At 72.2% G+C, this 22,079-nt stretch carries 13 protein-coding genes; 10 read left to right on the top strand and 3 right to left on the bottom strand.

The genetic code is table 11. The features are described from left to right. Genes ACYU96_RS05420 through ACYU96_RS05410 form a run of 3 tightly spaced genes read right to left on the bottom strand, consistent with a single transcriptional unit; the run spans position 1 to position 3,208 of the window. Entirely contained in the window at positions 1-1,677 is a 1,677-nt protein-coding gene (locus ACYU96_RS05420) for a P-loop NTPase family protein (protein WP_460749944.1), read from the bottom strand. A gap of 2 nt (positions 1,678-1,679) precedes the next feature. After that, complete coding sequence (gene cpaB / locus ACYU96_RS05415; protein WP_460749941.1) at positions 1,680-2,399, bottom strand: Flp pilus assembly protein CpaB; 720 nt, start codon at positions 2,397-2,399, stop codon at positions 1,680-1,682. Continuing rightward, entirely contained in the window at positions 2,396-3,208 is an 813-nt protein-coding gene (locus ACYU96_RS05410) for a hypothetical protein (RefSeq protein WP_460749939.1), read from the bottom strand. Before ACYU96_RS05410 ends, cpaB begins: the two co-directional genes overlap by 4 nt. Positions 3,209-3,690: 482 nt before the next feature. Here ACYU96_RS05410 and ACYU96_RS05405 point away from each other — a divergent pair, with 482 nt between their 5' ends. The 10 genes from ACYU96_RS05405 (at position 3,691) to ACYU96_RS05360 (ending at position 22,078) form a co-directional block, all read left to right on the top strand. After that, positions 3,691-4,029: a DUF192 domain-containing protein gene (locus tag ACYU96_RS05405; protein WP_460749936.1), complete on the top strand. Its 339-nt coding sequence runs from the start codon at positions 3,691-3,693 to the stop codon at positions 4,027-4,029. A 270-nt stretch (positions 4,030-4,299) separates the two neighbouring features. After that, positions 4,300-10,428, top strand: coding sequence for an Ig-like domain-containing protein (locus ACYU96_RS05400; protein ID WP_460749933.1), 6,129 nt, complete (start codon positions 4,300-4,302; stop codon positions 10,426-10,428). Positions 10,429-10,497: 69 nt separating this feature from the next. Continuing rightward, positions 10,498-11,478 (top strand): AAA family ATPase, encoded by a 981-nt coding sequence (locus tag ACYU96_RS05395; protein ID WP_460749929.1) that lies wholly within the window; start codon positions 10,498-10,500, stop codon positions 11,476-11,478. After that, positions 11,475-12,824 carry a DUF58 domain-containing protein gene (locus tag ACYU96_RS05390; protein ID WP_460749926.1) on the top strand — a complete coding sequence of 450 codons (1,350 nt, stop codon included), beginning with the start codon at positions 11,475-11,477 and terminating at the stop codon, positions 12,822-12,824. Before ACYU96_RS05395 ends, ACYU96_RS05390 begins: the two co-directional genes overlap by 4 nt. Next, positions 12,821-15,277 carry a transglutaminaseTgpA domain-containing protein gene (locus ACYU96_RS05385; RefSeq protein WP_460749924.1) on the top strand — a complete coding sequence of 819 codons (2,457 nt, stop codon included), beginning with the start codon at positions 12,821-12,823 and terminating at the stop codon, positions 15,275-15,277. Before ACYU96_RS05390 ends, ACYU96_RS05385 begins: the two co-directional genes overlap by 4 nt. Beyond that, on the top strand, positions 15,274-17,166 hold the full coding sequence (locus ACYU96_RS05380; RefSeq protein WP_460749922.1) for an RDD family protein: 1,893 nt from the start codon (positions 15,274-15,276) through the stop codon (positions 17,164-17,166). Before ACYU96_RS05385 ends, ACYU96_RS05380 begins: the two co-directional genes overlap by 4 nt. Before the next feature lie 23 nt (positions 17,167-17,189). Beyond that, a complete protein-coding gene (locus ACYU96_RS05375) occupies positions 17,190-17,996 on the top strand; it encodes a PP2C family protein-serine/threonine phosphatase (protein WP_460749920.1) in 807 nt (268 codons plus the stop codon). Beyond that, complete coding sequence (locus ACYU96_RS05370; protein WP_460749917.1) at positions 17,993-19,678, top strand: FHA domain-containing protein; 1,686 nt, start codon at positions 17,993-17,995, stop codon at positions 19,676-19,678. The genes ACYU96_RS05375 and ACYU96_RS05370 overlap by 4 nt, the downstream gene beginning before the upstream one ends. A 19-nt stretch (positions 19,679-19,697) precedes the next feature. Beyond that, positions 19,698-21,380 carry a serine/threonine-protein kinase gene (locus tag ACYU96_RS05365; protein ID WP_460749914.1) on the top strand — a complete coding sequence of 561 codons (1,683 nt, stop codon included), beginning with the start codon at positions 19,698-19,700 and terminating at the stop codon, positions 21,378-21,380. Beyond that, the gene (locus ACYU96_RS05360) at positions 21,377-22,078 is read left to right on the top strand and encodes a hypothetical protein (RefSeq protein WP_460749911.1); all 702 of its coding nucleotides are present in this window, start codon (positions 21,377-21,379) and stop codon (positions 22,076-22,078) included. The genes ACYU96_RS05365 and ACYU96_RS05360 overlap by 4 nt, the downstream gene beginning before the upstream one ends. Position 22,079: the final 1 nt, after the last annotated feature.

Raw genomic sequence — 22,079 nt, 5'->3', positions numbered from 1 at the left:
TCATCCCTCCGTATACACAGGGGCGGACGACGCGGCGGACAGGTCCACGCCGGGAATCACCGTCCGTACCGTGACCCGGACGCTGACCTCGTCGGACGAGACGTCGATGTCGGAGTCGCGGACGGACGTGCGCAGGCCGTCGGGCAGGCGGTCCCGCACGTCCTCGCGGACGCGGTGCTCGGTCAGCCGCTGCAGCGCCTCGTCGACGGGGTTGCCAGGGCTGTCGTCGTAGCCGGCGATGCCGGCCGTGCGGGCGCCCTCCTGCGCGGCGGCGCGGGCGGCCAGCAGGCCGGAGGCCCAGCCGATGCCCTGGACGCACAGCAGGATCGTCATCAAGGCGATCAGGATGAAGACCGGCATCTCGACCATGGCCTGGCCGGCCTGGCGGTCGGCGCGCGACCGGGCGGGCAGGCGCGGGTCCTGCTGGGTCTCCTCGGCCTTCCGGTCGTGCCGGCCCGGCCGCCGGGTGGCACCGGCCACGAGGGCCTCCACCTCGGTGGCGGAGTCCTCCGGGTCCGACGGCGCGCTGGCCGTCTCCCGCTGGAGCGCGGCGACGCCCACCTCGGCGACCGCCTTGTGGACCGGGGTGGGGGACTCCAGGAGGGTCGCGGTGTTCACCGCGCCCGCGAAGACCGGGCCGCCCTCGGGCACCGTGAACGCGACGGGGCGCTCCACGATGCGCTCGGCGAGCTGGGGTGTGACCTCGTCCTTCGGGCTGCGCCGGTTGAGGACCAGCTCCACCGACGCCGGCCGGCGGACGGCGAGCCGTTCCCACTGCGCGAGGGTGCGGCGGGCGGACCGCAGGGCGGGGAGGTCAGGGGTGCTGACGAGCAGGACGCGGTCCGCGAACTCCAGGGCCGTGGCGCGAGCCTCGTCGAGGTGCGAGCCGACGTCGAGCACCGCGAGGTCGCACTCGAAGCGGAGCGCTCCCACGATGGAGCGGACGGCCGCGGCGGTGACCTCCTCGCCACGCTCGCCCTCGGCGGGCGCGGGCAGCAGCCGGACGCCCCCGGGCACGTCGTAGGTGGTCTCGCGGAGCATGCGGCCGGTGACCTCGCCCTCGACACCGGCGAGGTCCACCACCGAGCGGCGGGTGCGGACCCCGGAGTACGCGGTGAGGTCGCCGGCGCCGAGGTCGAGGTCGACGAGCGTGGTGTCGCCCGTCCGGGCGGCCCGCGCCAGCAGGAGCGCCATGACGGACGTGCCCACGCCGCCCTTCGCGCCGGCCACGGCCACGATCTGGCCGCTGCGGCCGCCGGTGCGCTCCGCGGAGACGGCGGCCTGCGCGACCGCGGACCACTGCGCCACCCCCTCGAAGCGGGTGAGGATCTCCTCGAGGCCGGCGTTGCGGGCGATCACCGAGCGAGCGCCGACCTCCATGGCGGCGGCCATCGCCGCGCTCATCTCGGTCGCGTTGTGCGCGTCGACCACCATCACGATCCCGGTGAGCGGGATCGCCATGCCGATCGTGCGCGTCAGGGCGTGGCCCCGGCCGTCGTCGGCGGCCTCGTCGACCACGACGAGGCCGACGTCCGGGTGGCGGTCGAGGGCAGTCATGACCCCGGGGCTGTCCGGCACGGCGGCGGCCAGCTCGAAGCCGTCCGACTCGGACAGGACGTGCCCCAGGTGGTCACGGACCTCGTGCGACGCCGTCACGAGCAGCACCTTGGTGGCCATGGTCAGCTCCCCTGCTTCGTGTCCTGCGGCTTGGTCAGCTTGCCGTCGAAGGTCCGCTGCTCGAACGGGACGTCCGCCTCGTCGCCCGCACCGCGGAGCGCGATGCGCATCTTCTCGGAGAAGGTCTCGACGTACGCGAGCGTCAGCGCGTCGTCGTTGCTCAGCGCGAAGGTCACCGGGAGGCCTCGCCGCGGGGCGAGGTCGTCAGGATCCTCGACGGTCTGCGGGATCCCGACCTCCACGACCAGAGCGTTCGAGACCCACACCCGCGCGAGGTCCCCGGTGTTCCCGCTCGCGCGCATCGTCGCGATGACGTCGACCCGGTCACCGGGCTGCACCTTGCCGGCCACGCCGGTCTCGGCGTCGACGATGACGGCGACCTCACGAAATCCGGGCTGCACGATCGGGCGCTCGACCAGCATGCCGTCCTGGACGACGGAACCTTTCTTGTACGCGGTGGCCGCGACGAGGCCCTCGGCCTCGCCGGGGTCGTGCAGGGCAGACTCGGAGACCCAGCGCGTCGGGACCTCGACCTCCTCCAGCATCGCGGGCTCGATGGGCTCCTGAGCCTCCACCGCGCGGTTCAGCTGCAGCACGGTGGTCATCGGTCCCACCTGGGTGCTCACGGTGCGTACGTAATACAGCACGCCGACGAAGACGGCGACCGCGAGGAAGGAGGTGACGACGAGGAGGAACACTCCACGCCGCTGCCGGGGGTTCACTGGACGGCCTCCAGGGGCTCGGGATGTGCGGTGGGTTCTGCGACGCCGCCCCGCGGACCGGTCCGGGCGGACCGCGTGGCGACGTCGCAGAAGAGGCAGGCCCCAGGGGCGGCCCGGCCGCAGACTTCGCAGGCCGGCCAGCGGAAGAACCCGGAGGCCACGTTGGTGATGGTCGAGGTGAGCGGGGCGTCGAGGCACGAGGCCTCGAACCAGCGGGGCGCCGGCCAGACCTCGGCCCTCAGGCCCTGCGTCCCGCCCAGCTCGGCGTCCGCGGGGCGGGGGAGGAGGGCGAGGGCCTCGGGGACGACGGCGCGCGGCGACCGGGCGGCGACGATCAGCTCGCCGTCCCCGATGCCGAGGTGTCCCATGAACCGGCCCACGGTGCCGCGGCCCGGGTCCACCACGAATGCCGACGACGGCAGGAGGCTGCCGGCGTGCTGGCGGAACGTGGGGGCGGGCTGGGCCAGCGAGGCGACTGTCGAGAGCAGCGCCCGGGTATGGACGTGCGCGAGCACGTCGTCGGCCACCGCCTGGGCCGACGCCGCGGGGAGCGCCGGGGTGGTGAGGCCGGTGAGGATGATCGCCCAGGCGGTGAGGTGCACGTCGAGGTGCAGCAGCGCGAGGCGTTCGGAGCCCAGGGCCAGGCGCGCGGCCCGGGCGGCCCTGCGGGACTCGTCGTCACGGGTGGCGAGGACGACGTCGTCGCCAGGGAGGCGCTGGACCGCGTTCACCACGGCTTCGAGCGTGGGCTCCGCCCGGTGGACGGCGGGGTCGACGCCGTCCGGTGCTCCGATCGCGATGACGAGCACGTGTCCCCCTCCGCTTGGCGTGGCTTGCTACCGAAACTAACAAACCAGGGCCGGACGGCCCCTGCTTGAAGTTCACGCGCTCCAGGCGCTGTCTTTACTGCCTTGCCAGGCCGCTCCGTCGTGCAGTCCCCTGTGTGAGCGAGGCCACTCCGGCGGGCCCACGGCGATGCTGGCGGGCCAGGGTCGGGCAGTCAAGCATGCGCCGGTCACAACGGTCACGAAATCGACCGGACCGGGTCGTGAGGGGCGGAGGGCCACCAGGCCCTGAAAACGATATCAAGCCCGAAATTAGGGGCTCGGTCCGATTGTGACGAGCGATGACCGCGACCGAGACCAGTCACGAAATGCACACCGCCCGAGAGTGATCGGTCATGGGGTAGATGGGTTTCTCCGCCTCCCGCGGGCGGCCAGGGACGACGCCGGGCGTGCTCTGGAGGGCTCCCCCCTGTGCAGCGGCGGCCGTCGGTGGTAAAAAGACCCCGATGAAGCAGCAAACTCTCGTGGTCAACGGTAGCCCGGTCGCCGAGGCCGAGGTGGCGGACACCGCGCTCGGCCGGGCGCGTGGCCTGCTGTTCCGCCGCGAGCTGCCCGAGGCCCTGATCCTGCGTCCGTGCTCCTCGGTGCACGGCGCGTGGATGCGGGAGCGGCTCGACGTCGCGCTGCTCTCGCGAGAGGGCGAGGTGCTGCACGCGCAGGTGCTGCGGCCATGGGGTTTCTCGGCCGTGCGCCGTGGGGTGAAAGAAGTGCTGGAGGCGCCGGCCGGCAGCTTCGAGCGCTGGGGGCTCGGCGCGGGGAGCCGGGTGGAGCTCGTCGGGTCGTGAACCGGTTGGTCCGGCGACGTTTCAGCCAGGGCCGAATCGTCGGAGGACGGAGCTCCCCCGCGACCCTCACGAGTGGGTAGATGTCGCGGATGGGGAGATCTCCCCATGCAATATTTCTGTTCGAGCGTCAGTGCCTCCTTGTAAGGTGAACTTCGGTATCTGGGCGTGGATCAACTGGACCATTTGGACAGCCAGTTGTGGGGCTGCACAAGGATCGTGGGCCTCCGGACACGCTGACCACCGAGAACATCGCAGCCGAGGAGGAGATCCGTGTCCGTGGCGTCACGACTCATGGAGAACAAGCGCGCGGTCGCGTCAGCAGGAGTCGTCACGGTCTTTTCCGGCACCCTCCTGGGCCTCGCCCTCTGGTATGACGGTGAGGCGACCGCCGACGTCGTGCTGAACGACTCCGGCATCTGGGTGACCAGGGCCAGCCACGGTGAGCTCGGCCGGTACAACTTCGAGGCCAGCTCGATCGACGGCATCATGGCGACGAACTCCACGACGTTCGACGTGTCGCAGGACGGCGGCCGGGTCCTCCTGGACGACACCGGGAACGCCCAGGCCAGCCCTATCGATCCCGCCCACCTCCAGCGCGACGCCGACCTCGCGCTGCCGTCCGGCGCGCAGGCCGCCTCGGGCGGTGCTGCCTCCGCCGTGTACGACGGCGAGACGGGCCGGCTCTGGGTGCTGCCGTTCGACGGGGTGCAGGCGTTCGACGAGGAGGAGCTCGAACCCACCGCCGAGGTGGGTACGGGCGGCGTCCTGGCCGTCGGGGGCGACGGCTCCGTCTACGTCGCCACGACCGCCGAGGGCGGTGCGCTCACGATCGTCCCGACGAGCGACCACGGTGCTCCGGGCGAGATCGAGACCGAGCGCATCAGCGTGCAGGAGAACGCGAGCCTTGAGGTCACCGCGATCGGCGACCAGCCGGTGGTGCTGGACAAGACGGTAGAGACCCTGATCGTCCCGGGCGGTGAGCGGATCCGGATCGAAGGGCTCGCCGAGTCGAAGCTTCAGCAGCCGTCCGGCGAGGCGGGCACCGTGGCCGTCGCCACCACCGACTCCCTGATCAACCAGCCGTTGGACGGCAGCGATGCGCTCGTGCAGCAGGCCTCGGGCACCCCGGCCGCCCCCGTGCAGGTCGGCGGGTGCACCTACGGCGCGTGGTCGAGCACCGGCGAGGTGCTGCGGGACTGCGCCGGCTCGGACTCGGACGACCGGCAGACCCTCGAGGGGATCTCGCCGAACGCCGTCCTGGAGTACCGCACGAACCGCGGCAGGATCATCCTGAACGACGTGATCGGCGGCGACCTCTGGCTGCCCACCGACGACTACCGCAAGGTCGACGACTGGGACCTCAAGGAGAACGAGGACGACGAGGGAGAGAAGACCGACTCCGAGGAGACGGTCTTCGAGCAGGTGGACCAGGTGGTCGCCGACCGCGACAAGCCGAACAAGCCGCCCGAGCCGAAGCCGGACGACCTGGGCCTGCGGGCCGGTCGCACCACCGTGCTCGACGTGCTGGCGAACGACATCGACCCCGATGGCGACATCATGACCGTCTCCGTGCCGGACGGCTCGGACGTGGGCTCGGGGATCGCCGTGGACCGCGTGCTGGACGGCGCGGCGCTCCAGGCGGACCTGCCCCCGGACGCGACCGGGACCGTCACCTTCAAGTACGAGGTCGACGACGGCCGCGAGGGCGGCGTCGTCGCGTCGGAGGTCACGCTCACGGTCCGGCCGCCGCAGGAGAACGAGGTGCCCGAGCAGACCGGCGAGCCGGTGCTCAAGGTCGCCGAGGCCGGTACCGCGGAGCTCAACGCGCTGCCGTACTTCAAGGACCCGGACGGCGACGACCTGTTCCTGTCCACGGCCACGACGAACGACCCGGACAACGAGGTGCGCTCCCGTCCGGACGGCACCGTGGAGTTCATCGACGGCGGAGGCGGCACGGGCCGCAAGATCGTGGACATCACGGTCTCCGACGGCGAGGGCGCCGTGGCCAACGGCAAGGTCCTGGTGGACGTCGTCGCGGACGACCAGCCGCCGATCCCGGTGCAGGACCACGTCACCACGCTGGCGGGCGAGCCCGTCACCGTGCACCCGCTGCAGAACGACTCGGACCCGAACGGCGACAAGCTCCGGCTGGTCAACGTGGGGAGCGCGAAGCCCGCGGACATCACGCCCAACTACACGGCGGGCAGCTACCGGTTCGTCAGTGAGCAGGCAGGCTCGTACGACCTTCCGTACCAGGTCAGCGACGGCCCGAACTCCGCCACCGGGCTGGTCCGGGTGGACGTCGTCGAGCGTCCGGACGAGGCCGGCAAGCCGGTCGTCGTCTCCGACCAGGTGCTGCTGCCCAAGGGTGGTGAGGGTCTGGTGGACGTGTTGGCGAACGACACCGATCCGTCTGGTGGTGTGCTGGTGGTGCAGGAGGTTGATGTTCCGGAGGACTCCGGTCTGACGGTCGCGGTGCTGGACCATCATGTTTTGAAGATCACCGAGAACCGGCGTCTGGAGTCGACGGCGACGATCGGGTACACGGTCTCGAACGGTGAGGCGACGGCTACGGGGCAGGTGCATGTGGTGCCGATTCCGGCGTCGGAGCGGCTGCGGCCGCCGGAGGCGGGTGCGGACGAGGTGGATGTGCACGTGGGTGACACGGTGACGATCCCGGTGCTGAAGAACGACTCTCACCCGGACGGTCTGCCGGTGGAGCTGGCCGAGGAGCTGGTGGAGGAGCCGGAGGCCGAGCTCGGTGAGGCGTTCGTGTCGCAGGAGGTCGTCCGCTTCAGGGCGGGTGACGAGGCCGGTGTGGCGCATGCTGTCTATGAGGTGGCGGACCCGAACCGGCAGCGCGACTCCGCACAGATCACCATCAACGTGCGGGACGATCCGGAGAACACCGCCCCGCAGCTGCCCGACGTCGACGCGCGGGTGCTGTCCGGTGGGACCGTGCGGATCGACGTGCCGTTGGACGGGATCGACCCGGACGGCGACTACGTCATGCTCTCGGACATCTCCGGCGCGCCGACCATGGGGCAGGCGCGCATCACGGACGGCTTCATCGACTTCGAGGCATCGTCCAAGTCGGTGGGGACGGACACCTTCACCTATACCGCCACGGACAGCCGGGGTGCTGTCGGGGTCGGGACGGTGCGGGTGGGGGTCGCACCGTTGCCGGCGACGAACCAGAAGCCTGTCGCGCAGGACGACGAGACGCTGGTGCGGCCGGACCGTACTGTGGCGATCGCCGCGCTGGAGAACGACACGGACCCGGACGGCGACGAGATCGGTCTGGTGGAGTCCCTGTTCGGGAGCACCGGGGATCTGGACCCGGCTGTGGTGGAGGACGATGTGGTCGTGACCGCGCCGGAAGAGGCGGGTGCGCACCCCTTCTACTACGGCATCCAGGACGTCTACAAGGCGCGCGCGCAGGGCACGATCACGGTGGAGGTTGCCAGGGATGCGCCGCTGCTGCGGCCGGTAGCGCACGACGACGTGCTCTCGGTCCCGGACGTGGTGGGCAAGGAGTCGGTCACGGTCGATGTGCTGGCCAACGATGTGGATCCGGACGGGGTGGGCGCGGACCTCGAGGTGAGCCTGGACGGGACGCCTGAGGGGGCGACGCTGACGGAGGACGGGAACATCCAGGTCGAGGTGCGGTCTGACCTGCAGATCCTCACGTACACGGTCACGGACATGGACGGGCTGGAGTCCAGTGCGTTCGTGCGGGTGCCGGGTGACTCGCTCTCGCCGCACCTGAAGCCGGGTCTGGATCCGCTGGAGGCGTTCAGCGGGGAGCCGCTGGAGATCGACCTGAACGAGTACGTCGTGGTCGAGGACGGCTTGAAGCCGCGCATCACGGAGGACTCGACGGTGAGCGCCGTCGAGGGTGCGGTGGAGGTCACGGGGCTCACGGGTCTCACCTATGTCTCCGAGGAGGACTACTTCGGCCCGGCGTCGGTGAGCTTCGAGGTGACCGACGGCGACAGCCCGGAGGACCCGGACGGCCGCAAGGCGACGTTGACGCTGCCCATCGAGGTGAAGCCGACGAACAACCAGCCTCCGGAGATCAAGGGGTCGCCCGTGCTGGAGGTGCCGGCCGGCGAGGAGGGTGCCGTCGACCTGGGCGCCTACGTGACCGATCCGGAGAACGACGACCTGACGTTCAAGGTGCAGGCCGGCGCCGAGGGGCTGAACGCCTCCGTCCAGGGCAGCACGGTGACCGCGCAGGCGGACCCGTCGGTCGCCAAGGGCACCTCGGACACCATCCCGTTCACGGTGACCGACGGCACGACCGACCCGGTCAAGGGCGATCTGACCGTGCAGGTCGTGCCGTCGACCCGCCCGCTCGCCGCGACGGGCGAGGATGTCGTGGAGGGAGCCCACGAGGGTGTCGCGGAGAGCATCAACGTGCTGGCGAACGACACCAACCCGTTCCCCGAGACGCCGCTCGAGCTGGTCGGCGTGCCGGTCGTGGAGACGGGCAGCGGAACGCCGGACTACAGCGGTGACCAGGTCGTCGTGACGCCGGCGGAGGGCTTCCACGGCGCGATGCGCGTGAAGTACACCGTGCAGGACGCCACCCAGGACGAGGACCGGCACGTCGACGGAGTGGTGAACCTGACCGTGCTGGGCAAGCCGGAGGCACCCCGCGCCCCGCGTGTCGAAGAGGTGCGGTCCGAGACCGTGGTCCTCACGTGGGACGAGCCGAACAACAACGGCGCGCCCATCGAGAGCTACACGGTCACCTCGTCGCAGGGCGACGAGCAGAACTGCCCCACCACCACGTGCACCATCACCGGCCTGACCAACAACGTGACGTACACCTTCACGGTGCAGGCCGAGAACGAGGTCGGCCCGGGCGAGGCGTCGCCGGCGTCCCAGGAGGCGCGCCCGGACCAGAAGCCGGACCAGCCCGCACCCCCGACGCTGAAGTTCGGTGACGCGTCCCTCAAGGTCGCCTGGAAGAACCAGAGCTACTCCGACCGGTCGCCGATCGACTGCGTCAACCTGGAGATCTCGCCGCCGGCGCCGAACGGTTCCTACCAGAAGAAGTGCATCGCCTCGACGAGCACTACGTGGGACGGCCTGGAGAACGGGACGGCGTACACGGTCCGGGTGCAGGCGGAGAACGATGCGCCCGACCCGTCGGAGTGGTCCGACCCGTCGGCGCCCGAGGTGCCCGCCGGCCCGCCGGAGGCTCCTGCCGCGCCGACCGCGACCCGGGTGAACACCGATCTCGGCGGCCAGGTCGAAGTCAGGTGGACCGCGCCGGCGAACAACGGTGACGCCGTCAAGCGGTACGACCTCGACGTGCTCGCCAACGGGTCGAAGGTCAAGACGCTCACGGTCACCGGGGGCACCAGCGAGACCGTGGAGGACCTGAACACCAAGGAGACCTACACCTTCCAGGTGACGGCGGAGAACAAGGCCGGCAAGTCCGGGGTCAGCCCGCAGTCGAACGCCGTCCAGCCGTTCGGGACGCCGGACCGTCCGGGGACGCCGTCGGCCGGCCTGGGCAGCAACACCAGCGGGCAGGCGACCGTGCGATGGAGCGACATCGGCGACTTCCGCGGCACGGGCGGCAGGTACGAGGTGCGGTCCAACCCCGCGACGAGCGAGCAGGGCGCCGGTGCGAACACCTCCCACAACTTCACCGGTCTGACCAACGGCACCACCTATACGTTCAGCGTGCGGGCCTGCAACGACAAGGGCGCGTGCTCCGCGTGGTCGGCGGCGTCGAACTCGGTGCGGCCCTACACGGTGCCGGGAACCCCGGGCGTCACCTGGCACAAGTCCAGCGCCACCGACGGCTACTTCACCCTGCGCGGACCCGGTTCGAGCGGCGGCCGCCCGGTGCAGAAGATCGAGTGGCAGCTCTCCCGTTCGGAGTCGAGGTCGGGCTCGGTCACGTCCTGGCCGTCCAACGTCGGTGTGAGCGGTGGCTACGACAAGAGCTACACGTTGCAGGCCCGAGCGTGCAACGCGGCAGGCTGCGGTTCCTGGGCCTCGGCCTCGGGCAGCACGGACCCGAAGCCTCAGCCGAAGGCCTGGGTCACGCGCGGCAGCTCCACGAACCAGTGCACCAACGAGCCGAACGCCTGCTGGAACTGGGTCCTGCACTGGGAGGACTTCGGCTCGGGAACGCACGGGCTCGCGTGCTTCGCCGGTGACACGACCGCCTACGGCGGTGCTCCCTACTGGCACGACATCAGGAGCCACTCGCGGACCTACGCGGGGGCCGACACCAAGCACTCCGTCAGCGGAGACAGCGGCAGCATCGCCACGTCCTGCTTCATGGGCGGGAGCTACAACGGCACTGCTGTCGGCGTCATGGCGAGGGATGAGGGTCTCTTCCAGTCCGGCAACTGGCCGAACCCTGGACGATGACCCGGCCGTGGCACCACGCCCGTCCATCCCGCACGACGAACTTCACCTGAAACGAGGAAGCAAGGACACATGAGCACCAGCACGATGACACCGGAGCAGGCGGCCTGGTTCGCGCAGACGTTCGACCGTCTGGTCGGCAACGTCGGTCAGGCGGTGCTGGGCAAGTCCCAGGTCATCCGCCTGGCGCTGACCTGCATGCTCGCCGAGGGCCACCTGCTGCTGGAGGACGCCCCGGGTACCGGCAAGACGGCGATGGCACGGGCGATCGCGGCCTCGGTCCAGGGCTCGCACAGCCGCATCCAGTTCACGCCCGACCTGCTGCCCTCCGACGTCACCGGCGTGACGATCTACGACCAGAACACCGGCAAGTTCGACTTCCACAAGGGCCCGATCTTCGCGTCCATCGTGCTGGCGGACGAGATCAACCGTGCCTCGCCGAAGACGCAGTCCGCCCTCCTGGAGGTCATGGAGGAAGGGCACGTCACGGTGGACGGCGTGCGGCACAGCGCGGGCGACCCGTTCATGGTGATCGCCACGCAGAACCCGATCGAGCAGGCCGGTACCTACCGGCTGCCCGAGGCGCAGCTCGACCGCTTCCTCATGAAGACGTCGGTCGGCTACCCGGACCACGCCTCCACCGTCGAGATCCTCACGGGGTCCTCGGTGAAGGACCGGAGCCTCGCCCTGCAGCCGCTGATCACCACCAAGGCGGTCACCGAGATGTCGGCGCTGGCGCACACCGTCTACACCGACACCGCCGTGCTGGAGTACGTCTCCCGGCTCACGGAGGAGACCCGCAACGCGCCGGAGGCCCGGATCGGCGTCTCCGTCCGTGGCGCGATCGCGCTCGTGCGCTGCACCAAGGTGTGGGCCGCCGCGCACGGCCGCAACTACGTGCTGCCCGACGACGTGAAGGACCTGGCCCAGCCTGTGTGGGCGCACCGCTTCGTGCTCGACCCCGAGGCCGAGTTCGCCGGCGCGCAGCCCGACATCATCCTGGGTCGCATCCTCAGCGACGTCGCCGCTCCGCAGGAGCGTGTGACGGCATGACGACGACGGCGACCCGGCCGCCCGTCACCACCAGCACGACGTCGCGGCCGGGATACGGGAAGCGTGCGGAGGCCCGGCGCGGCCTCGGGGTGCGGGGCGCGGACGCGCGCCGTGCCGTCCGGCGCGGCGGGGTGAGGCTCTCGGGCAGGCTCCGGCGAGGGCTCTCCCGGGTGCGGGAGTGGCTCCGTCCGCTGACGCAGGCGTTCAGCGGCTTCGGTATCGCCGTGCTGCTCACGGCGGTCGCGGCGTGGGTGGCGGGCCTGCTGTTCTCCTGGGTCGAGGTGCTGGTCGCGGCGGTGCTGCTGACGGTGACCCTGATCGCGGCGAGCGCGTTCGTGCTGGGCAGGTTCCGCTACACCGTGGTGCTCGACCTGGCGCAGCGGCGCGTCACCGTTGGCGATCGCGCCGTCGGCCGCCTCGACGTGCGCAACGAGAGCAGGCGTCCGGTGCTGCCGTCGGTGATGGAGCTGCCGGTCGGCACGGGCACCGCCGCGTTCCCCGTGCCACGGCTGAAGGGCGGCGGCGCGCACGAGGAGATCTTCACGATCCCGACGCGGCGCCGCAGCGTCATCTCGGTCGGCCCGGTGAAGTCCGTGCGCGCCGACCCGCTCGGGCTGCTGCGCCGCGAGGTCACGTGGACCGAGCCGGAGGAGCTCTTCGTGCACCCCCAGGTGAAGAACCTGATGGGCTCGAACACCGGCTTCTTCAAGGACCTGGAGGGGCGCGTCACCCAGGACATCTCCAACTCGGACGTGTCCTTCCACGCGCTGCGCGACTACGTGCCCGGCGACGACCGCCGCCACATCCACTGGAAGACCACCGCGCGCACCGGCCAGCTCATGGTCCGCCAGTTCGAGGAGACGCGCCGCTCCCACCTGGCCGTGCTGCTGAGCACCCGCGCCGCGGACTACGCCGACGAGGAGGAGTTCGAGCTCGCGGTCAGCGTCTGCGGCTCGCTCGGCCTCCAGGCGATCCGCGAGGACCGCGGCGTCACGGTGATGGTGAACGACGCCGGCAGCCTGCGCGGTGACCACCGCACGCGGCTCCTGGACGACCTGTCGCGGATCGAGCTGACCTCGACGAGGACCACGCTCGCGGACCTTGCCCGGATCGCGGGCAGCACGGTGAACGACGCGTCGGTGATGTCCTTCATCACCGGGAGCCTCGTCACGCCGACCGAGCTGCGTTCCGCCTCGGCCCGCCTGCCCGCGGGCGTCCAGGTGATGGCGATCCAGTGCGTGCCCGGGGCCTCGCTGTCCCGTCACGCCATCGCGGAGCTCGGCGTGCTGACGCTCGGCAAGCTGGGTGACCTGCCGCTCGCGCTGCGAAAGATGAGTGAGGGATGAGCCACGACGAGACCACCCGCGGCGGAGCGCGCCGCGGGATCCACCCGGACGGCCGGCCGTCCGGCATCACCGGGTCGAGCACCCGGGGCACCGGCACCACGCGCCGCGCCGACGACGCGCGCCCCCGCGCGGTCAAGCGGGGCGCCTGGTTCGACGTCGGGGCCGTCGCCGTGATGTGCGGCGCGATCCTGATCGGGTTCGGCCCCGTCTGGGGCACCCCGGCGTACCTGCTGCCCACGGTCGGCGGTACGGCCCTCGGCCTGATCATCGCCTGGCTGTGCGCCTGGCGGCGGTGGCCGGCCGTGACGGTGGCCGCGCTCGCCGTCGTCGGCTACCTGCTGTTCGGGGCGGCGCTCGCGCTGCCGCGCCACGCGATCTTCGGGTTCGTCCCGAGCATCGCCACCCTGCGCGATCTCCTGCTCGGGTCGATCCAGGGCTGGAAGTCGTTCGTCACGACGGTGCCGCCGCTGGCGTCGTTCCCCGACCTGGCGATCGTGCCGTACCTGATGATGCTGCTGGTGGCGCTCGTCGCGGGGTCGATCGCGCTGCGGCTGCGACAGGCGTCCTGGGCGCTGCTGCCGATCCTGGCGGGCCTGGCCGGCGTCATTCTGCTCGGCTCGCTGGAGACGGCGCTGCCGGTCGTGCAGGGCCTCGTGATCGCGATCGTCGGCCTGCTGTGGGGCGGCGTGCGCGCGATGGGCGCCCGGGTCGGGACCCACTCCATCAGCACCGACCAGAGCCGTGAGGCCACGCGCCGCCTGGTCTGGTACCGCGTCCGCACGGGTGCGGTCATCCTCGGTGTGGCGGCCGTCGCCGCCGGCTTCGCCGGGCCGGCGCTGCTGCCGGACAGCCCGCGCAAGGTGCTCCGCGAAGAGATCGTGCCGCCGCTCGAGCTGCACGAGTTCGCGACGCCGCTGGCCTCGTTCCGGCACTACGCCAAGGACGAGAAGGAGACCGAGATCCTCCGGATCGGCGGCCTCCCCGAGAACGCCCGCGTGCGGCTGGCCACGCTCGACGAGTACGACGGCGTCGTCTACGACGCCGCGGGGGAGGGCGGCGCGACCGGCGTCTACACCCGGGTGGGCCAGGAGATCGTCACCGCGGCGACGGGCGAGCCGACGACGCTCCAGGTGACGTCCCTCGCGTACGACGACGTCTGGGTGCCGGAGGTCGGCGACCTCACGGGCGTGACCTGGACGGGGCCGCGCGCCGCGGACCAGAGCACGGGCACGTACTACAACAGCGAGACCGAGACCGCCGTGGCGCTGGCCGGCGTGCGGCCCGGCGACACCTACGAGCTCGACACGCTGCTGACGACGCCCCCGTCGGAGGAGGACCTCGAGCACGCCACGGTGGCCGAGGTCGAGCTGCCGGAGACCGAGAAGACGGCGCTCCCGGGGAACGTGGCCGCCAAGGCCGCGCAGTACACCGGGACGGAGACCGAGCCCGCCGCCAAGCTGACCCTCATCCGGGACGCGCTGGAAGCGGGCGGCATCCTCTCGAGCGGCCTGGAAGGCCAGCCGCCGTCGCGTCCCGGGCACGCCGCGGAACGCGTGGACTACCTGCTCGAGAAGGACGACATGATCGGCGACGAGGAGCAGTTCGCCGTCGCGTTCGCGCTCCTGGCCCGGCAGACCGGCATCCCCGCGCGGGTGGTCATGGGCTTCAAGGAGGACGAGGAGGAGTCCGAGCGGCAGAGCGGCGAGGAGTGGACCGTCCTCGGCGAGGACGTGCACGCCTGGGTCGAGGTGCCGTTCGAGGAGTACGGCTGGGTGCCGGTCGACGTCGACCCCGACGAGGACACGAAGATCCAGCCGGAGCCCCAGACGCAGGAGGTGCCGAAGCCGCCGGTGCTGCAGGAGCCGGAGCCGCCGGAGGAGCCGGAGCAGAACAAGGCCGGCAGCGTGGAGGACGACGAGCAGGACGAGGCCGAGAACGAGGGCTTCGACTGGGCCATGTTCCTGACCATCGTGCTCGCGGTGGTCATCCCGCTGGCGCTGCTGCTGCTCCCGGTCCTGCTCATCCTCGCGTACAAGGCGCGCCGCCGGACGCGGCGCCGGAACGCCGAGGACCCGGCCGACCGGTTCAGCGGCGGCTGGTACGAGGTGGTCGACACCGTCACCGACCTGGGTACGGCGGTGCCGGCGTCGGCGACCCGGCGCGAGGGCGCCGGGTTGATCGCGACGAAGCACGAGTCCCCGGGCACACTGATGCTCGCGCACCGGGCGGACGCCACGGTCTTCAGCGGCAAGCAGCCGACGCAGGACGAGGTGGACTCCTTCTGGGGGGAGGTGGACACGGTACTCGGCGGCCTACGCTCTTCCGTGGGCACCCGGCAGCGGATCTTCGCCGCCCTCTCGTTGCGGAGCGTGCGTGCGCGGCTGGCGGGCGGACGCGGCATGCTGGGCGCCTTGGAGGACCTGGTGACGCGAGGCTCGAAGGAGAAGCGATGACGGACGTGGTGTGCAGCGGCTGCCTGTCGCGCCAGGCTGCGGGGACGCAGTACTGCGGCGTGTGCGGGCGCGAGTTCTCGCGTACCGGCAAGCCCGTGGCCGAGCAGCAGCCCGGGCCGCGGAGTACTGTCCAGCAGCCGGCCGGTGGCATCCCCGGCGCGCCCCACCCTCCCGACCTGCCCTACCACCACGGTGCGGCGTACGGCGGGGACGACGACTTCCAGACGGGGACGCTGGTCCCCGTCCGGGACCCGGGCCCCGGGCCGGCCGAGCCCGAGCCGGTGTACGCGCACGTCGGCAGGCGGATCGTCGCCGTCCTGCTCGACGGCGTGGTCGGCAGTCTCCTCTTCGGCATCGTGTACGGGATCTCGTACGCCGTCGCGCAGCCCCCCGAGGGCCTGATCGCGATCGACGAGAACGAGGCCCGGGCGATGTTCACGACCCTCATGGTGGGTCTCTGGGGCGGCCTCGGTCTCATGCTGCTGTGGAACCTGTCCATGTGGATCTGGGAGGGGAAGTCGGGCAGGACGCTCGGCAACCTCGCGTTCGGTATCCGTACCGTCTCGGTCAGCGACCGGCTGCCGGTCGGCTTCTGGCACGTCGTCCTGCGCGTGCTGGTCGTCGGCGCGGGCAGCCTGGCCTTCGGGGTCGGGGCATGGGTCGTGCTGCTCAGCCCGCTGTGGGACAAGGGCGGACGCAAGCAGGGCTGGCACGACAAGGCGGCCGGCACCGTCGTCATCGACGTCACGAAGAAGCCCGTGCCGGTGGTTTCGGGCTTCGACCCGGACTCCCGTCCGAAGGCTCCCGCCCGGAACCCGGGCACCGGTGGGCTGAGGCCGGCGGGCGGCCCGGCCAGCCCCGGCGCGCTGCGCGCCGCCGGCCAGGCCCACTCGGCCGCGTCGACCGCCGCTCCGGCGACGCAGTTCGACCCGGTGCGCCCGCAGCCCGCGCCGCAGGCTCCCGCATCCTTCACACCGGACGGGACGGCTGCCCCCGCGCAGCCGGACCCGTGGTCGTTCCCCCGGACGTCGGAGCCGCCGTCCGGTGGCGGGCTGATCACCGACGTGCCCGGCGCCTCGCCGGGCGGCGCGTTCCCACCGGCGTCGGCGGGAGCACCCGCTCAGCAGCCGCCTGCTCAGCAGCCGCCGTCGGCCCCGCAGCCGCCCGTTCGGCCGCCGTCGGCCCAGCCGCAGCAGCCCATGGCGCCCGCCGCTCCGCCGTCGTCCCCGCCGCAGGCCGGGCCGCCGACGACGTCCGGCACGCCGTCGCCGCCCGCGACGCCGAACTCCCCGCGCCCGATGACGGCAGCGAACACCATCCCCGACCATCCGGTGCTGGAGACGTCGCCGTACCCGCCGATCGCGCAGCCGCGGCGGCGTGACTCGCAGCCGACCCGCGCCGTCAGCATCGATGGTCCCGGCCAGGGCCGGGGCCAGCACGCGTCCCCGCAGGGCCCGGACCCGGAGGCCACCCGCATCGAGCCGGCGTCGGACGCGACGAACCTGCAGATGTCCACGGGCTCGGGCCGCGCGCTGGAACCGCCGGCGGTCACGGGCGTCATGCTCGAGCTGGAGTCGGGCGACCCGGTCCTGGTGGACGGCCCGGCGCTCGTGGGGCGCAACCCGCAGGCGCCCGACAGCAGCGGCGTGAACCTGGTCCAGATTCCCGACCCGACCCGCTCGGTCTCGAAGAACCACGCCGAGCTGGGCGTGGACTCGGCGGGCCTGTGGCTCACGGACCGCGGCTCCACGAACGGCACCGTGGTGTCGGTTCCCGGGCTGCCGCCACGGGTGGCGGAGCCCGGCGCGCGAGTACGTGTCCCGGTCGGCTCGACGATCCACTTCGGGGATCGGCGCGTGGTCGTCCACCCTGGCTCGAGGACGGTGTGAGTTCCCAGGACCGGCCGTCGTTGATGTGGGGTTCCGCATCCGACCGCGGCCGGCGCCGGAAGATCAACGAGGACGCGTACCTGGCCGAGAACGGCGTGTTCCTGGTCGCCGACGGGATGGGCGGTCACGACGCCGGGGACATCGCCAGCGCCACCGCGCTCGGCGCGCTGAGCTTCCTGCTCGAGGCCGAGACGATCGAGCCGGAGCTGGTGGACGTCCTGGTGGACGTCGCGCAGAAGGAGGTGCGGGCCATCGAGACGAGCCCGCGCGGCCGGGGCGCGGGCACCACGCTCACCGGGGCGGTGCTGGCCTACGTGGACGGCGTCCCGTACTGGCTCATCGTCAACGTCGGCGACTCGCGCACCTACCTGCTGTCCGACGGCGAGCTCGAGCAGATGAGCGTGGACCACTCCGAGGTCCAGGAGCTGGTCGACGCGGGCATGCTCACGGCGGAGGAGGCGCGGCACCATCCCCGGCGCAACGTGATCACGCGGGCGCTGGGCGGCCCGGACGAGCTGGACGCGGACTTCCGCTATGTTCCGGTCGAGGCGCACGAGCGGATCCTCGTCTGCTCGGACGGTCTGACGGCCGAGCTGGACGACGAGCAGATCCGGGAGATCCTGCTCGCGTGCCCGGATCCGGGGAACGCTGCCCAGGAGCTGGTCGACGCCGCCCTGGAGGCAGGGGGCCGCGACAACGTGACGGTGCTGGTCGTGGACGTGACCGGCGTACCCAACGACACCGATGGCACCACGGTCGAGCGGGACGGCGACGCCGTGCCCGGCGGCCGAAGACTGATGGAAGACACGCAACCACGAAACGGCGGATGACCAACGCCGGAGGGACCGAGATGACTGTGCACTACACCGAGGGACCCGCCCGCGCCGTGATCCGGGGCGAGACCGTGGTGGTCCTGCCCGACCAGGCCGACGACAACCTGCTGAACGAGCTCTGGACCGAGCTGGAAGCCGTCACGGACGGCGTCGCGGCCGCGCTCGGCGTGCTCACGTCGGTGCCCGGCGGGCTGCGCGCGGTCCCGCCGTTCGCGGTGGTCTCGGTGCAGTCCACGGGTGCCGCGCACGTGGCCGTGCGCGGGTCGGGCGTGCACGTGACGGTGCTCACGGCCGCCGGCCCGGTCCGGGTGACCGGTCAGGACGTGGTGTCGTGGTCGGAGCGGATCATCGAGGAGCCGACGTCGTTCGTGGTGGGCACCGGGCCCGCGACCCCTGGCCCGCAGGGCCCGGCTCTCGACGGCGGCCTCCCCGTCGAGTCCGCGGTCGTGCCCGCGGCGTCGGTGAGCCGGGTGCTCGTGGAGGGCGCCGGGCCGGCTGAGGCTCCCGCGCCGGCCGAGGTTCCCGCGCCGGACGAGGCAGCGGTCTTCGCGAAGATTCCCGGGGTCGGGAGCGCCCCGCCGATCCCGCCCCCGCCCGCGGCGGAGCCGCCCGCCGTGGAGCCGGCGGCCCCGGACGCCGGGCCGGTCGCCTCGTCCTTCGTGATGCCCGGCGGCGACCCGTCACCGGTGAGCCCCGTGCCGGAGGCCACGCAGATCGGCGGCGACGACGAGTACGAGCACCTGTTCGGCGAGACGATCATGCGCAGCGTCGAGGATGCGGCCGTGCGCGCCCCGGAGGAGGACGAGGAGGAGGACGAGGAGCAGCCGGAACCGGCGTCGGGCCCTGTCGTCCGGCCCGTCGCACCGCCCCCGCCGCCTTCCGCCCCGGCCGACGCCGCGCCGCCGGAGGCTCCGGGCCTGATCTCCGCGATCCCCGGGAGCCTCCCGGGAGCCGGCACCCCGGCCGCCGCGCACCGCGCCGCCTCCGTCGCCGACGCCGAGCCGTCGGCCGATGCCGCGCCCTCGCCGGACGCCGAGCCTTCGGACGCCGAGCCCTCGGGCGACGTGCCCCTGGACGACCACGACGGCCACACGGTCATGCAGGCGGACCTCGCGGGTCTGCGGGGCCCGGGTGGCAGCGCGCCGACGCCGCCCCCGGAACCTGTCTCCGAACCGATCTCCGGCGGCGTCCAGATCCTGGCCATGACCTGCCCGAACGGGCACGCGAACCCGCCGGCCCGGCCGGCGTGCCGCACCTGCGGCGAGGACCTGGCCGGCGAACCGGCGAACGCGTCGCGCCCAGCCCTGGGGCGTCTCGTGGTCACCACCGGCACCGTGCAGGCGGGCGCCGGGGGGACCCGCGGGGACCAGGTCGTGGAGCTCGACCGGTCGGTGATCGTGGGGCGTCGTCCGCGCACGTCGACCACGTCCGCGTCGGAGATGCCGCGGCTGGTGACGGTCTCGAGCCCGAACCAGGACATCTCCCGGTCCCACCTGGAGGTCTCGCTCGAGGAGTGGCAGGTCCTGGTCGCGGACCTGGCCACGACCAACGGCACCACGCTGATCCGACCGGGGCAGCCGCCGCGGCGCCTCCACCCGAACGAGAAGGAGATCGTCTCGGACGGTGACGTCGTCGACCTGGGCGACGGCACCACCCTCAAGTTCGAGGGCATCTGGTGACGAACACGAAGGGAACCGAGTGAGCAGCAAGCGAGCGCCGTCCGCGCCGCCCCAGATCGACGGCTACGAGTTCAAGAGGGTCATCGGGTCCGGTGGCTTCGCGGACGTGTTCCTCTACGAGCAGCGCCGCCCGCGACGCCAGGTCGCGATCAAGGTGCTGCTCAAGGAGTGGTCGAGCGCGACGCAGCGCGAGACGTTCGACGCCGAGGCCGACCTCATGGCCACGCTCGGCAACCACCCGTCGATCGTCACCATGTACGAGGCCGCGACGGCCGGTGACGGCCGCCCCTACCTGGCCATGGAGTTCTGCTCCCGGCCGAACCTCGGCGCGCGCTACCGCGGCGAGCGGTTCTCCCTCGCCGAGGCGATGCGCACCACGATCCAGATCGCCGGCGCGGTCGAGACCGCGCACCGGCTCGGCATCCTGCACCGCGACATCAAGCCCGCGAACATCCTGGTCACACAGTTCGGCCACCCTGCCCTGACGGACTTCGGCATCGCGTCCACGGTCGACGAGGCCTCCGCCGCCGAGGGCATGTCCATCCCGTGGTCGCCGCCGGAGTCGTTCCAGGACCCGCCGATCAGCGGGATCGCGACCGACGTGTGGGGCCTTGCCGCGACGTGCTACACGCTGCTGGCCGGCCGCACACCGTTCGAGGTCCCGGGCGGCTCGAACCGTTCGGCGGACCTGATCGCCCGTATCGAGACGGGGGCTCTGCCGCCGATCGGCCGGTCCGACGTGCCTCCCGCGCTGGAACGGGTGCTGGCCACGGCCATGAGCAAGCGCCCCGCCTCGCGCTACCCGACCGCGCTCTCGTTCGCGCGTGCGCTGCAGCAGGTCCAGGTCGAGATGTCGCGCGACATGACGACCATCGACATCCTCGACGAGTCCGGCCACGTGCACGAGGAGGACGACGACGAGCAGGACGGCACCAGGTTCCGGAACGTCGTCTCGATCGACCCGGGCCAGGCGGCGCCGCCCGCCCCGGGCCCGCAGGCGCCGGTGCCCGGGGCCGGTCCTGTCGGCGTCCCGCCCGCCGCCGGCCCGTCGGGCGGCGGGTTCGGCCCGCCGTCGTCGGGTGGCGGGGCGCCGTCGACGGGCAGGGTCTCGGCGCCCGACCTGCCCTTCGTGGCTGGCGGCGGCTCCGGGACGGGCACCGTCGAGGAGACGGTGGCACGCACCTCGCTGCCCGCGGGGCAGCGGGCGCCCGAGCAGTACGTCGCCCCCGGGCGCGACGAGGAGGAGCCGCGGCCCGGCCCGTGGCGGCTCGTGGCGCCGATCCTGGGCGCGCTCGCGCTCGTCGGGATCGGGGTGCTCGTGGTCGTCCTCCAGCCGTGGAAGGGCGACGAACCCGCCGCAGGCGGCGGGTCGACGGTCGACCCGAACGGTGGCGGGCCGGTCGGCGGCCAGGTGGTGCCCAACTACCTGGCGCCCCCGCTGCAGGTCGACGCGGAGGTGAACGGCGACAAGGTCGTCGTGACCTGGGAACGGCCGCAGTCCTTCGAGAAGGGCGACGAGTTCGCGTACCGGGTGCGGAGCCTGTCCGAGGACATCGAGATCTACGAGCCGCTCGGTGACGTGACCACGGTGACCGTGCCCCGTGAGGCGGGCGACACCTGCGTCGACGTGGTGACCGTACGCGAGAACAACCAGTCCGACGCCGCCGACGCCTGCGTGGCTCCGGAAGGAGCCGCCGGATGAGCTCACTGGCGATCGAGTTCTGCGGGGAGTGGTTCCGGCCGGAGGGCGAGTCGGAGACCCTCGACATCGGCCGCGAGGGTGACCTCGCCGTCGACGACAACCCGTACCTGCACCGCCGCTTCCTGCGGGTGACCCGCGAGGAGGGGATCTGGTGGCTCTCGAACGTCGGCTCGCTGATCTCGGCCACGGTGTGCGACGCCGGGGGCGGGGTGCAGTCGTGGCTCCCGCCGGGCAACCGGCTGCCGATCGTCTTCCCGAACACGTCGGTGGTGTTCACGGCCGGTCCCACCACCTACGAGATCGCCGTGCACCTCGAGGACGCGCCGTACCACGAGATCTCGTCGGACGACGACTCGGGAAGCGGCGCCACCACCATCGGTGCCATCCGGTTCACGACGAGCCAGCGCCAGCTCATCGTGTCGCTCGCCGAGCCGATGCTGCGCCGCGAGGGCAGCGGGCTGAGCGAGATTCCCAGCTCCGCCGCCGCCGCCCGGCGGCTCGGCTGGGCCACCACGCGGTTCAACCGCAAGCTCGACAACGTGTGCGAGAAGCTCGACCGGATCGGGGTCAAGGGCCTGCGTGGCGACTCCGGCTCCCAGGCCACCAACCGCAGGGCCCGACTCGTGGAGTACGCCGTCGCCTCACGGCTGGTGACCCCCGACGACCTGCCCCTGCTCGATCTGAAGGACGACGCCTGAC

It is taken from the genome of Myceligenerans cantabricum (genome assembly GCF_054777735.1).
The sequence above is the reverse complement of the archived record's forward strand: the minus strand, read 5'-3'. Positions and strand labels throughout refer to the sequence as shown.

What these genes read in the sequence shown, in the direction of transcription:
- ACYU96_RS05385 (WP_460749924.1), top strand. Translation starts at nt 12,821, where the DNA reads ATGAGCCACGACGAGACCACCCGCGGCGGAGCGCGCCGCGGGATCCAC.
- ACYU96_RS05375 (WP_460749920.1), top strand. Translation starts at nt 17,190, where the DNA reads ATGTGGGGTTCCGCATCCGACCGCGGCCGGCGCCGGAAGATCAACGAG.
- ACYU96_RS05395 (WP_460749929.1), top strand. Translation starts at nt 10,498, where the DNA reads ATGAGCACCAGCACGATGACACCGGAGCAGGCGGCCTGGTTCGCGCAG.
- ACYU96_RS05405 (WP_460749936.1), top strand. Translation starts at nt 3,691, where the DNA reads ATGAAGCAGCAAACTCTCGTGGTCAACGGTAGCCCGGTCGCCGAGGCC.
- ACYU96_RS05360 (WP_460749911.1), top strand. Translation starts at nt 21,377, where the DNA reads ATGAGCTCACTGGCGATCGAGTTCTGCGGGGAGTGGTTCCGGCCGGAG.
- ACYU96_RS05380 (WP_460749922.1), top strand. Translation starts at nt 15,274, where the DNA reads ATGACGGACGTGGTGTGCAGCGGCTGCCTGTCGCGCCAGGCTGCGGGG.
- ACYU96_RS05390 (WP_460749926.1), top strand. Translation starts at nt 11,475, where the DNA reads ATGACGACGACGGCGACCCGGCCGCCCGTCACCACCAGCACGACGTCG.
- ACYU96_RS05420 (WP_460749944.1), bottom strand. Translation starts at nt 1,677, where the DNA reads ATGGCCACCAAGGTGCTGCTCGTGACGGCGTCGCACGAGGTCCGTGAC.
- ACYU96_RS05370 (WP_460749917.1), top strand. Translation starts at nt 17,993, where the DNA reads ATGACCAACGCCGGAGGGACCGAGATGACTGTGCACTACACCGAGGGA.